Source organism: Roseovarius sp. YIN77 (assembly GCF_057219155.1).
Genome location: NZ_JBXVVI010000016.1, coordinates 52,336 through 65,597, shown reverse-complemented (window position 1 = coordinate 65,597; position 13,262 = coordinate 52,336). Strand labels below are relative to the sequence as shown.

Here is a 13,262-nt window from a genome sequence, read left to right as displayed (position 1 = left end):
CGTGCAGGTGCACATCAATCTCGCGCAATATCTTCAGCGCATCCTCATCCGAATACCGTTTTCGAGCCATCCCTCGTTCCTTCTGTAACACTCAAGTAGTGGCACAGTTTTAGGGGGCTAAGACAGATCCTCCATTGAAAGTCGACAGTGGCCAAAACCAGTTGGAAAATCACCAAAAAAATTGAGCGGGTTATTATACGTAATCCCTCCCCCGGTTCCCCCCTATGGGGTCTGTGTTGCCGCTAAATGAACCTGAAGGGGGCAGGGGTACCCATGTCCAATCAGCCTGAGTTAGGAGAAGTGGCATCCCCCTAACTTTTCTTAAACTCCAATGAGTGATACACGCATAGATTGCTCAATGTGAACTTAAAGTAAGCCTGAGGTTCTTACAAGGGCCAGAAAATAAGGAGTAATGGGACACTTGTTGCAACCACAAGTATCTCCAAAGGTAAGCCCATTCGCCAGTAATCTCCGAAATGATATCCACCTGCTCCAAGAATTAATGTATTGTTCTTATGCCCGATGGGGGTGAGGAAGGCGCAGGAGGCGGCGATGGCGACGGCCATCAGGAAGGTGTCGGGGTTCACGTTCAGGCTTTGGGCCATGCTGATCCCGATGGGCGCGGCGACGATGGTGGTGGCGGTGTTGTTCAGCACGTCCGAGAGCGTCATCGTGACGATCATCAGCACGGTCAGGATCGCCCATGGGGGCAATCCGGCGGTCAGGTCGACCAGCGATCCTGCGATCAGTTCCGTGCCGCCCGAGCTTTCCAGTGCCGCGCCCAGTGGGATCATCGATCCCAGCAGCACCACGACCGGCCATTCGATATGGGTGTAGAGTTCGGACAGCGGTACGATTTTCGCCAGCACATAGGCCACGACCACCAGGCCCAGCGCCACCGGCAGGTAGATCAGGCCAAAGCTGGCCGCGGCCACAGCCCCAGCGAACAGGCCAATGGCGAGCCATGTTTTGGAGTTTTCCGTCACTGTCAGGCCGCGATCGGCCAAGGGCAGGCAGCCCAGCCAATCGACCACGGATGCCGCCGTGTCGCGTGGCGCCAGCAACAGCAGGATATCACCCGGGCGCAAGGCGGTTTTGCGCATTTGTTGGGTGATGCGGCGGCCCTCGCGCGATATGCCCATCAGGATGGTGCGCTGCCGCCACGCCAGCCCGATAGACTGTGTGGAGCGCCCGGCAAGGCGGGAGTTTTCGGTGACCACGACCTCTATCAATTCCAGACCGTTGCCCTCTGCCGTAATCAGATCCTCGCGGTATTTTTCCGAGAAGGAGAGCGCCATGGCTGAGCGAAATTCGTCCAGTGCGTCTGGCGTGGCTTCTAAAACCAGCGCGTCGCCCTCTTGAATGATGACATTGCGGGCGAGCCCCCAGCGGCGCTGACCGTCGCGGATCAGGCCCAGGATGGTGACATCGGCCTTGTCGCCCTCTGGATACAGTTCGGCCACGCGTTTGCCGATATGTTTTGACCCCTCGGGCACGGTCAATTCGGCCATATAGGGCTTCAGGTCGGCCACCGTTTTGGTCGCATCCTCGCGTTTCGGGATCAGCCGCCAGCCGATCAGGGCGACAAAGGCCAGCCCGACCAGCGCGGTGATGCCGCCCACCGGGGCGAAATCAAACATGGCGAAGGGTTCGCCCAGCACATCCTGCCGGATCGAGGCGATGATGATATTGGGGGGCGTGCCGATCATCGTGACCATGCCGCCAAGGATGGTGCAAAAGGCCAGCGGCATCAGGGATAACCCCGGCCCGCGCCCGGCCTTATGCGCGGTTTGGATATCGACGGGCATCAAGAGCGCCAGTGCCGCGACATTGTTCATAAAGGCCGACAGCACCCCGCCGATCCCGCCCATCAGCGCGATATGGCCACCAAGGCTGCGCGAGCTGTCAATCATTGTGCGGGTGATCAGAAACACGGCGCCAGAGCGCACCAGCCCGGCGGAGACCACCAGAACCAGCGCGACAATCAGGGTGGCGGGGTGACCAAAACCGCTAAAGGCGTCCTTGGACGGCACAACGCCCAGAACGACGCCTGCCATCAGGGCGGTGAACGCAATCAGATCGTATCGAAAGCGTCCCCACAAGAGCAGGGCAAAGACGGAACCGAAAAGCGAAAACAAAATAATCTGATCTGTGGTCATGTCCGATTAGTAACCGGGCGCGCGGACCAAGTCACGGAAAGAGAACGGGGAAAACAGAGGCAACCAGCAGCACGGCCATCGACCAGTTGAAGACGCGCAGGCGGGACGGATTGGTCAGGAACCGCTGCATCTGTTGGCCCAAAACCGTCCAAACAGATACGCAGGGCAGGTTGATGCCGCCAAAAACCAACGCGATGATTAGCACCGGAACAAAGCTTTGATCCCACGAGTAGACAGCGATTGCCGTCAGCGCCATGGCCCAAGCTTTGGGATTGACCCATTGAAATGCGGCGGCTTGCAGAAATGTCATAGGGGTGCCTGAGTGTTCGCCCTGGTCGGGGGCAACGGCGTTGGCGATTTTCCAGGAAAGCCATGTCAGGTACAGCACGCTTAATACTTTCAGAATCGTGTGGGCAATGGGGTAGGTGGTGAACATTTGTGCCAGGCCCAAACCGACCAGAATGATCATCACCGTAAATCCGATGCCAATCCCCAGCATATGCGGGATCGTGCGCCGAAATCCAAAATTCGCGCCAGACGCCATCAGCATCAGGTTATTGGGCCCCGGCGTGATCGAAGAGACAAAGGCAAACCCGATAAGCCCGAGAAGAAGATCAGCAGTCACGTTGTGGCGTCCTGATTGTGTTTTGCCCACTCTATTTGGTTAATTTGGCGTTCTGATGCAACCTTGATGCAGGGCGATGGTATTTGCACATCTTGAACCCGGCGCAAGGCTTGGATTATAGAAGTCCAGATCAATTACCCCGCATCAGGAGCATCCGATGGCCGGCCATTCAAAATGGGCAAATATTCAGCACCGCAAAGGGCGTCAGGACGCTATGCGGTCCAAGCTGTTTTCGAAACTCTCTAAGGAAATCACGGTCGCAGCGAAAATGGGCGATCCGGACCCCGAAAAGAACCCGCGCCTGCGCCTTGCGGTGAAAGAGGCCAAATCCAATTCGATGCCCAAAGACAACATCGACCGTGCCATCAAAAAGGCCATCGGTGGCGAAGGCGACACCTTTGAGGAAATCCGGTACGAGGGTTACGGCCCCGCCGGTGTGGCGGTGATCGTCGAGGCGATGACCGACAACCGCAATCGTACCGCGTCGACCGTGCGGTCAACCTTTGGCAAATGCGGTGGTAATTTGGGTGAGACGGGTTCTGTTTCTTTCATGTTCGACCGCAAGGGCGAGGTGACATATCAGGCTGAAGTTGGCGATGCCGACACAGTGATGATGGCCGCGATTGAGGCGGGCGCCGAGGATGTCGAAAGCTCTGATGATGGTCACATCATCTATTGCGCTGATACCGACCTGAATGAGGTGTCCAATGCGTTGGAGGCGGAGCTGGGCGAATCTGAATCAACCAAACTGATCTGGAAGCCGACCACGACCACGGAGCTGGATCTGGACGGCATGCAGAAGCTGATGCGCCTGATCGAAGCGCTGGAAGATGACGACGATATTCAGCGTGTCACCGCCAATTTTGAGGCCTCTGACGAGGTTTTGGAACAACTCTGATTGATCGGGGTTTACAGCCACGCGGCAAACAGTATTGTCGCGCGGCTGACAAAATCACGCAATTGCGGGCGTGATGGAATGGTAGACATATCGGACTTAAAATCCGAAGGGCTGACGCCCGTGTGGGTTCGAGTCCCACCGCCCGCACCACTTTCTAAAAATGGCACATAGGAAACAGAAACCTTGAGGTTCAAGTTTTTTGCATCCACCCCATGATCAACCTGATCGGATGAGTTGAATCTGTGTTTGTTGACGGCAGGCACTGTCAGATTGGGTTGGGCTGCACCACAATGCCCACGCGCACTTGCTCCTAAACCCAATGGCCGAAAAAAGTCTTTCATTCCGATCAAAGTGCCAGATCACTTGATAGGGGAAACGGATCGTCTTTCTATGATTGTGCCCTTCAGTTCCGTTGGCGCCAGCGGCGTGTTGTTTTCAAACAGCTCAACCAACTGCAAAGCGACTGTGGCCCCCATTTGTCGGGCTGGAAGGTTGATCGTGGTCAAAGGGGGCACCACGGCGCCGGACCAATCGAGATTGTCGAAGCCCATGACAGAGAAATCATGGGGAATTTTCTTGCCAGCCTCTCCCAGCCCAAAATAGGCCCCAAGGGCAAGGACGTCGGAAAAACACAAGGCTGCCGTGTAGCCATCAAAATTTGCCAGCGCCTGGTGGATTGCTTGTTTTCCACCTGCCACGTCCAAGCTGGTTTCGAAAAAATCCAGGCGAAGCCCGTTTCTCTTTGAGGCTTTGGCCCCGTCAAGGCGCGCAAGCGTTCTGTCACTATCGCTTACGGGGCCGTGTAAAACTGCAATGTTGCGATGATTTTTTGACGCCAGATACGTGACGGCCTCTTCCGCAAGTGATCGGTTGTCATAACCAATCGTCGGAATAGTGCTGTTGTCATCCCAAATCGAAGTGAAAACGCAGGGCACGCCACGCCGATCGAACAATTCGATCAATTCGGGGCTGTGGATCGCGCCGCTTAAGATGAAGGCCTCCGCCCCCATGCCCAGCAGTTTCTGTGCGGCGGTCAGCTCGGTTTCTTCGTCGCTGTTAGAAATCGCAAGGACAAGAGAATACCCATGATCTGCCAATGTGCTTTCAATAGCAGCAACGTATTTGGCGAACACAGAGTGTTCTATGGTAGGAATGATGGCGGCAATCGTTTTTGATTTACTGGTCGATAAAGCCCGGGCCGCCGGATTGGGCAAGTAATCCAGTTTTTTGCAAGCCTCCAGCACGCGAAGGCGGGTTTTAGGGGTGACATTCTTGGCGCCGTTCATGACGCGGGAAATCGTCGCGATCGACAGGCCGGTTTCTTTGGCGACATCCCGTATTCTGCCAACTTTTCGTGTCAAGCTGCTCTCCCCGTGCTTTGGTGGTGAAATTTACCCATTGACGGGGGGCTATTCAACTGCTTTTATGTAACCGGTTACAATTAGAGATTCCACCTCTGTAACCGGTTACTTATCGATATTGACTCGATTTAGTGTACCGGTTGCGTGGCAAGCTCTGAGGTCAAGTTCGGGGGCGCAAGTTGAACGTGCAATCGCCAACAGGGCTGGGGCGCTATCGGTATAGCGGCCTAAAATCGGCGAACCGGCTGAAGCTGGATGTCTATTGGGGTGAGGCGGGGCATGTGGACCTTCCTGCCGGGGCGATTGTTTCAATCACCAATATCGACGGGGCTGCCAGTGCATGGGTTACTGCGCTGTCGCAGGACGAGCGCTCATTCTCTCTGGCGGCGATCGAACTTCCTGCTGAGGGCAGCATTCCCCTGGACACGAAGAAATACGACAGCCGTATCATGGCGGCGATGGTCAGCCGACGCGATGGTCATCTGTCAACCGGGCGCGCCTACAGTGTGTTTGATCGTTCGACCGCCCCGGGGGAGGTGTTCATTACCCGGATGCGCGCGCCAGCCAAGTTGTTCATTATTGCCCCGATTGAGCGGGATTTTGTGACATCTGGCGGTGGCGCTCATTTTTCCGTTGAAATCACGTTACCAAAAGACAGCCCCGCAGAAGCGTTTCTGCCGGAGCCGTTGGGCAAAGTGCGCGATGAATGGCGTGTCGCGCGCGGTTCAGCATTGGCTTATGAGCTTAAGAAGGGTCAGTTCGTTCAGATCATCGATGTCGAAGGGCAGCAATGTTCCGATTTTATGGCGATGCGGTCTTCGGCCCTGGATGCCGGTGTTGAACGCTATATCGACTCGACCGTGTCACGCACGATGACCCGTAGCGCCTATCCGCTGCCGGGTTTGCATGACAAGTTTTTTGATCAGGATATGCGCCCATTGCTGGCGGTTCGACAGGATACCGTTGGGCGCCACGATACATTCGCGCTTGCCTGCACCGCCCGGGGATATGAGGAGCGCGGGTTTCCCGGGCACTTGAATTGTTCTGACAATATCAGCCATGCCTTTGCGCCCTATGGCATCCAGTCGCGGCGGGCCTGGCCGGCGATTAACTTTTTCTTCAACTCATGGATTGATTGGCAAAACCATCACATCGCATCTGATGAGGCCTGGTCGCGCCCCGGAGACTATGTGGTCATGCACGCGCTAACTGATCTTGTCTGTGTTTCCACAGCGTGCCCGGACGATGTCGATCCAATAAACGGCTGGAATCCCACGGATATCCATGTGCGTATCTACGAAGAGGATAGCTCGATTACACACTCTGTTTCCTGGCGGGCCTTGCCCGGGGATGAGGGCAAACTGACCCAGCATTCGGCCTTTCATCCGCGTACGTCAAAGCTGACAAGCAACTATCAACCTGCCCGTGATCTGTGGATGCCAACGCAATATGACGCAACCGGCACCACCGAAGAATACTGGGCCTGTCGCAATGCCGCGACCCTGCAGGACATGTCGAGTTTGCGCAAATTTGATGTGGTTGGACCGGATGCCGAAGAATTGCTTCAGCATTGTATGACCCGGGACGTGACGAAGCTGTCACAACACAGGGGGTTTTATGCATTGATGTGCGATGAGCGCGGCAGTGTTCTGGATGACGGCACCTTGTTCCGGCTGGAACCGGCCGCGTTTCGCTGGTGCTGTGGAACAGATCATTCTGCGGTGCATCTGCGCGAACAGGCAGAGCGGCTGGATTTGAATGCGCGCATTCTTTCACCCGGTCACAGAATGCCCAATCTGGCAATACAAGGCCCCAAATCACGCGATATCCTGCGCGAGGTTGTGTTTACACAGCCAACGCGGCCATCGCTTGATAACTTGAAATGGTTTGGGTTCACCATCGCACGTTTGCATGATCGTGACGGGCCCATGTTTATGTTGTGCCGAACGGGCTTTACCGGCGAGCTGGGTTACGAAATCTTTTGCGATCAAAATGATGCGCTGGAAATCTGGGACGGGTTGATGGAGGCCGGTGAGAAACACGGGCTGACGCCAATGGGTGGTCAAGCGCTTGACCTGCTGCGACTTGAAGCCGGGCTGATGATCGCCGGAGCAGAGTTTGGCCCCGATCGCGATGCACTGGAATCCGGTCTGGGATTTGCCGTGGATTTCAAGAAGCCGGACTTTATTGGCCGGGCTGCATTGGAACGCAACGCCGCAGCACCTCGTCGCAAACTGATTGGCCTTTTGTTGCCCGGAAACGAGCCACCCATGCATGGCGATGGCGTGTTTGTGGGCCGTGAACAGGTGGGCGTTGTGACCAGCGCATCCTATTCACCGCAACTCGGCCACGCCATCGCAATGGCCCGTGTGGCGGTCGAAAATGCCGAGATTGGGACGGAACTGGAAGTCGGAAAACTGGACGGCCGAATGAAACGCCTCCCCGGTACAGTGACCGGCTTGCCCTTCCTTGACCCGAAAAGAGAGAAAGCGAGAGCGTGACAGGTGAAGTGAAAAACGGCGTTGTGGAAACGCGCAATGTCTGGAAGATATTCGGCCCCCGCGCCGAAGAGGCGATGGAGGCCGTTCGCAGGGACAACCTGTCCAAGGCAGAGGTGTTGGAGAAGTATCAAGCCGTCGTCGGCGTGCGTGACGTTTCGATCAGCGTTGGTGAGAGCGAGATTTTCTGCATCATGGGGTTGTCGGGGTCTGGAAAATCGACCCTCGTGCGCCACATCAATCGCCTGATCGAACCAACAGGTGGCGAGATCCTGATCAATGGCGTGGATGTCGGCAGTCTGAACGCCGAGGATTTACGGGCGATGCGCGCAGATAAGATCGGCATGGTTTTTCAAAACATGTCGTTGCTGCCGCACAGAACCGTACGAGACAACATTGCTTTCGCGCTGGAGCTTCGCAATGTGGATGCCTTTACCCGTACAGAGGTCGCAAACCGCACCATCGAATTGGTGGATTTGCAGGGCTACGGAGACCGATATCCATCCGAACTTTCTGGTGGCATGCAGCAACGTGTTGGTCTGGCCCGGGCCATGGCCGCAGATCCAGATATTCTTTTGATGGACGAACCCTTTTCCGCGCTTGATCCGTTGATCCGCCGTGGGCTGCAGGATGAATTTCTGGAGCTTTCGAAAGAGATGAAAAAAACCACGCTTTTCATCACGCACGACCTGGACGAGGCCATTCGCATGGGGACCCGCATCGCGATCATGAAGGATGGAGAGATCGTTCAAACCGGCACGCCCGAAGAAATCGTCACCAAACCAGCCGATGACTATGTGGCTGATTTTGTGGCGGGAATTTCCAAGCTGAAGTTGGTTTTTGCGCATACGGTCATGGAGCCCGTAGCGAAATACGAGGCAGGCGGCACCCCTCTACCGCCACTGCAGGACTGCCCGCAGGCCAGCCCAGAGGATGACCTGGATACATTGGTAGGCTTGTCCGTCAATCAGCACAATCCGGTGGTCATCATGAGCGACGCAAAACCCGTGGGTGTGGTCACAAAAGACGCGCTTTTGCGCGGCATTCAGGGAGAGACTTAAGCGGTGAATAGGTCCCCCGATATCCGAAAGCCCTTTCTGGAATTTGCCGACAAAAACGGTAACTACTATGCCGACGTTTTTCTGCAGATTCAAAAGGCAATCCTTGGGCGGTTCCACCTGAACAAAGCCGCCCTTGTCGGCAGCTTTATCTGGGCCGCGCTGCGCGGAAACTGGGCATTGTTCGTGATCGGTTTCATCGTCGATCTGATCGCCATGGTGAACATCGCCTTGGTATACAAATACTCAAAAGCAGCTGTTGAAAATGCGGACAAAGAATATCTTGTTGCGCGTTATGAGGGCTGGACCCAAACCCACCTTATCGGCGCCATTGGCGTCTTTATCTTGGGGCGATTGTTCCTTGCGTGGTTGGCGGATCGTTTCTACGCCAGGCAATATGATAAATGGCGCGTTGATCGCACGGTGAATTCGGGATTTGTCGCGTCTCGATTGCTGATCGCGTTGCTGGTATCAGCCCTGATCCTGCCCTTGCTGCTGTATCGCACCACCCAGTTTGCACCGGAAGAGCGTGCCTGTATCCGTCAGGATCGCGCCATTGCAAAGGGCGAGGATGTGCCTTTCAAGAACCGGTTTGACTGTTTTGTTATTGGCGAATTTCCGACCTTTGTCTGGATCGATCGCCCTGATGAGATCTCGTTCCCGCGTGACGAGAATGGCAACCGCACGATCAAACGGACACCGCCCAGTGCCAGTGCGCCACCGGTTAATCTAAACACATATACGGCGCAGGCGATTGACGACTCGATCAGCTATCTCACGGTGTTTTACGGCTTCCTCTTCGATGGGATCACCCATTTTTTACGAGGAATGCTAAGCGCGATCACCTCTGTCTTTGTGGGAACGCCATGGCCGATCACGATGTCTGTCCTGTTGTTCATCGCCTGCAAAATGGCAGGCAGCCGAACGGCAATCTTTGTTGGGGCTTCACTGGTTTATCTGGCCATATTCGGCTTTTGGCAGACGGCGATGGATACGATGTCTTTGGTCGTCGCGGCATCTATCATTTGCGTGGTCATGGGCCTGCCGCTTGGCGTGTGGGTTGGTAAATCAAAACGAGGCCAGGCAGTTGTGACGCCCATCCTGGATGTGATGCAGACGATCCCGTCCTTCGTCTATCTGTTGCCTGCGATTGCCTTTTTCTCGATCGGCAAGCCGCCGGGCATCTTGGCAACTGTGATCTTTGCAATGCCGCCGATGGTACGTCTGACCGCGCTTGGTATCCGGCATGTGCCTGACCACACCAAAGAAGCGGCGCTCGCCTTTGGGGCCAATCCACGGCAATTGCTGACCAAGGTCGAGCTGCCATTGGCGCTGCCATCGATTATGGCCGGGATCAATCAGGTGGTGATGATGAGCCTATCGATGGTTGTCATCGCTGCGCTCATCGGTGCGGGGGGCATGGGCTATGTCGTCACCGAAGCGCTTGAGAATACCGAAACAGGGCGCGGTGTCCTGGCAGGTATCGGAATTGCCCTGTTGGCGATGATGATCGACAGGGTGGTCCAAAAGGCGAAAGTCACTCGCCATTAACGAATTGAAAATGTGGGGCCATTCAGGCCCTGCGGGCAAAGCGAAAGGGAGTATTATGATAAAAACAAGAGATTTCATCGGAGCGGCAGCACTGTCTGTTCTCGCCACTGGTGCCATGGCTCAAGATGCCACCGTAAAAATCGGTGATCTGAGCTGGACTGGGGCCAAAGCCATCGGTTACGTGATCCAGGCCGTGATCGAGGGCCCCCTGGATTCAGAGGCTGAAATCGTGGAAGGCATGTCCGATGGTTCGGTTATCGCTGCTGGGATGGACAAGGGCGATGGATCGGTTGATGTCTATTCCGACCTTTGGATGCCCAACCGACAGGCCATTTGGGACAAGTATATCGATGGCGCTCAGACCGTTGCCCATAACATCCCCTATCAGGGGACGCAGCGCATCTATGTGCCCAGCCACATGGCCGATCTGGTCAGCTCGATCGAAGATCTGCGCGACCCAGAAATTGCCGCCATGTTTGACAAGGACGGCAATGGCTAAGGTGAATATTGGGCTGGTGATGCCGGATGGAAATCAACCCGGATGTGGCAGGTCAAGTTTCAATCCTACGGTCTGGATGATCTGTGGGAGGCCGAAGTGCTGCCGCAGGACACGTTCAAAGCACAGTTGAAAACCGCCGTGACCAGAGAGCAACCGATCCTGTTCTACTACTGGACACCTGAATGGATCCACGCGGCCTATGATATTTCACCGATCGAGGAACCCGCCCGCACCGAAGGCTGTGAGGACGTCAACCTGGATGCTGAGGATTGGTTGGAAGTATCTACTTTCGCCTGTGCCAGTCAGGATGCGAGCATTTATGTCGCCTACTCGAAGTCGCTGGAAGACCGTAACCCGGCGGTGGCCAAGTTCCTCAGCCAATTGGCAATGGACCCAGCCACAATCAACGGCTGGATCCTGCAGATCGGTCGCGACAAAATGGACCCGCGTGATGTGGCCGAGGCCTGGGTCGCGGAAAACATGGACGTGGTAAACAGCTGGATCGAATAGATTTTCTGATCCTCTCTATCTTGACTGCCGGGCGCCAGATGCGGCCCGGCAGTCAGTGCATTTCTCAAACATCTTTCACAGGCCTCCCGCACGTCGCTTTCCTTTGGTGGCGATTATGAATTCTGCATCCTGGAAGCGCCGCCGAACTTTGTCGGTCTGACGGGCTCGTAGTGATGCTAAACGGACCTGTTGCCTCATCGGTCTATCGGCAGGCATTGCTGTGGAGGGGAGATAAATTTCCTTACGTCACCATATGCGTGATTGTGCCGATGCCCTGTATTTTGTCTTTAATAATTCCAATTTTAATGTCACCTTTTCACAATCAATAGTTGACGCTGTCTATTTGTTTAGAGGTCGTTGACTTGATTTTAGTTGCCGGGAGATTGCGAATTAATCGTGAAGTGCAACTTTCAATAAGGGAGAAAACACATGAATAGATATACGCGAACTGCGATTGCAGGTTTGTTGGCAAGCACGTTTATTTACGGTGCGGCCAATGCGGCGGGAACACATCCTGTTACGGGTGAGCCCTTGGCCGATGTTCAGACTTTTACATACCGGGTTCTGGATGAGCATTCCTCTGTCGACCCACAAGTGGTTGAGGACGTAACCGGGGCCGAGGTTGTGCGCGACCTGTTCGAGGGCCTGATGAACCAGGATGAGGATGGCAATTTGGTGCCGGGCGTTGCCACGGGTTTCACAACCAATGACACCAAAAATGTCTACACCTTCACCCTGCGTGATAATGCAAAGTGGTCCAATGGCGACCCGGTCGTTGCCGGTGATTTCGTTTACGCCTGGAAACGGGCAGTGAACCCGGAACTGTCCTCACCCTATGCCTGGTTCATGGAGCTGATGTCGATCGAAAACGCCTCTGCCATTATTGCAGGTGAACAGCCGATCGATAATCTGGGTGTGACCGCGATTGACGATCACACGCTAGAGGTTCGCCTGTCCGCACCGCTGCCGTATTTTGCGCAGATGACCACCCATTCCACCACCTTCCCCGCGCCGCAAAAGGTGATTGAGGAGTTTGGCGATGAGTGGACCAAGCCTGGCAATATCGTCTCGAACGGCGCTTATGTTCTGACCGAACACCTGCCCAATGAACGCTCTGTTCGCGAACGCAACTCGATGTATTGGGACAATGACAATACGATCGTTGAAAAAGTTGTGGCGCTTGTCATCAATGACGAAAACGTCGCGCTGACCCGGTACATGGCAGGCGAGCTGGACCGGACCGAAGTGCCCGCAGGCCAGTACCCACGGTTGAAAGAAGAGCATCCCGAAGAGGCGATCAGCTTCCCACGTCTGTGTAACTACTATTACACTTTCAACCTATCTGATAGCGGACCCGAAGCGTTCAAGGATAACCGGGTGCGTCAGGCCTTGTCGTTGGCCGTGGATCGCAAAATCATCACCGAAAACATCATGGCCGGTGGTCAGCCACAAGCCTATACTTTCGCCCCTGAAGCCACAGCCGGCTTTACCGTTCCTGCTGTAGAGATGGCCTCTATGTCTCAGGCGGAGCGGGATTCGCTGGCTAAGGAGTTGTTGGAAGAGGCGGGTTATGGCGCCGACAATCCGCTGAGCTTTTCCATGATCTACAATACATCCGAGGCGCATAAAAAGGTCGCTGTGGCGCTGAGCCAGATGTGGAAGCAAAAGCTGGGTGTTCAGGCAGAGCTGGGCAATATGGAATGGAAGGTCTTCCTGGACGAACGCGGCAATCAGAACTTTGATCTGGCCCGTGGTGCCTGGTGTGGGGACTATAACGAGGCGTCGACCTTCCTCGACCTGTTGCAATCGGACTCCGGTTACAATAACGGCAAGTTTAACAACACGCGCGTAGACGAGCTGTTGGCAGAGGCGAAGACGTCCAATGATGCCGCGCCTCTCTACACCGAGGTGGAACGCATCATTGCCGCAGAAAACCCGGTGATCCCGATCTATCACTATGCCGGCGTCTATATGATGGACAGCGATGTCGGAAACTGGCCAGTCGATAACGTAGAACAGAACTGGTATTCCAAGAACCTTTACAAGATTGCAGAATAAGCCTGTGATCGACTGAACGTCGCGTTGCCCCATGTCGGGGCAGCG

8 protein-coding genes, 1 tRNA gene and 1 pseudogene are annotated in these 13,262 nt (G+C 55.2%); 7 read left to right on the top strand and 3 right to left on the bottom strand.

Translation table 11 applies throughout. The features are described 5' to 3' along the window. Positions 1-386: 386 nt before the first annotated feature. Both AC2D8P_RS13200 and AC2D8P_RS13195 read right to left on the bottom strand, forming a co-directional pair. Positions 387-2,159, bottom strand: a complete 1,773-nt coding sequence (locus AC2D8P_RS13200; protein ID WP_484703250.1) for an SLC13 family permease — start codon at positions 2,157-2,159, stop codon at positions 387-389. Positions 2,160-2,190: 31 nt separating this feature from the next. Further along, a complete protein-coding gene (locus tag AC2D8P_RS13195; protein WP_484703249.1) occupies positions 2,191-2,784 on the bottom strand; it encodes a LysE family translocator in 594 nt (197 codons plus the stop codon). A gap of 157 nt (positions 2,785-2,941) precedes the next feature. Between AC2D8P_RS13195 and AC2D8P_RS13190 the strand changes: the two genes are divergently transcribed. Continuing rightward, positions 2,942-3,682 carry a YebC/PmpR family DNA-binding transcriptional regulator gene (locus AC2D8P_RS13190; RefSeq protein ID WP_484703248.1) on the top strand — a complete coding sequence of 247 codons (741 nt, stop codon included), beginning with the start codon at positions 2,942-2,944 and terminating at the stop codon, positions 3,680-3,682. Between the two features lie 64 nt (positions 3,683-3,746). Further along, positions 3,747-3,832, top strand: a tRNA-Leu gene (locus AC2D8P_RS13185). A 209-nt stretch (positions 3,833-4,041) separates the two neighbouring features. On the opposite strand, the gene AC2D8P_RS13180 is transcribed toward AC2D8P_RS13185, so the two are convergent. After that, positions 4,042-5,043: a LacI family DNA-binding transcriptional regulator gene (locus AC2D8P_RS13180; protein WP_484703247.1), complete on the bottom strand. Its 1,002-nt coding sequence runs from the start codon at positions 5,041-5,043 to the stop codon at positions 4,042-4,044. Positions 5,044-5,228: 185 nt separating this feature from the next. Between AC2D8P_RS13180 and AC2D8P_RS13175 the strand changes: the two genes are divergently transcribed. From AC2D8P_RS13175 to AC2D8P_RS13155, 5 genes and pseudogenes are all read left to right on the top strand, one after another. Continuing rightward, complete coding sequence (locus AC2D8P_RS13175) at positions 5,229-7,544, top strand: DUF1989 domain-containing protein (protein ID WP_484703252.1); 2,316 nt, start codon at positions 5,229-5,231, stop codon at positions 7,542-7,544. Further along, positions 7,541-8,602 carry a quaternary amine ABC transporter ATP-binding protein gene (locus tag AC2D8P_RS13170; RefSeq protein WP_484703246.1) on the top strand — a complete coding sequence of 354 codons (1,062 nt, stop codon included), beginning with the start codon at positions 7,541-7,543 and terminating at the stop codon, positions 8,600-8,602. Before AC2D8P_RS13175 ends, AC2D8P_RS13170 begins: the two co-directional genes overlap by 4 nt. 3 nt (positions 8,603-8,605) lie before the next feature. Next, complete coding sequence (locus tag AC2D8P_RS13165; protein ID WP_484703245.1) at positions 8,606-10,150, top strand: ABC transporter permease; 1,545 nt, start codon at positions 8,606-8,608, stop codon at positions 10,148-10,150. 10 nt (positions 10,151-10,160) lie between these two features. Continuing rightward, positions 10,161-11,159 (top strand): annotated as a pseudogene (locus AC2D8P_RS13160) (ABC transporter substrate-binding protein). A gap of 429 nt (positions 11,160-11,588) precedes the next feature. After that, positions 11,589-13,217, top strand: a complete 1,629-nt coding sequence (locus tag AC2D8P_RS13155; RefSeq protein WP_484703244.1) for a peptide ABC transporter substrate-binding protein — start codon at positions 11,589-11,591, stop codon at positions 13,215-13,217. Positions 13,218-13,262: the final 45 nt, after the last annotated feature.

What these genes read in the sequence shown, in the direction of transcription:
- AC2D8P_RS13200 (WP_484703250.1), bottom strand. Translation starts at nt 2,159, where the DNA reads ATGACCACAGATCAGATTATTTTGTTTTCGCTTTTCGGTTCCGTCTTT.
- AC2D8P_RS13190 (WP_484703248.1), top strand. Translation starts at nt 2,942, where the DNA reads ATGGCCGGCCATTCAAAATGGGCAAATATTCAGCACCGCAAAGGGCGT.
- AC2D8P_RS13155 (WP_484703244.1), top strand. Translation starts at nt 11,589, where the DNA reads ATGAATAGATATACGCGAACTGCGATTGCAGGTTTGTTGGCAAGCACG.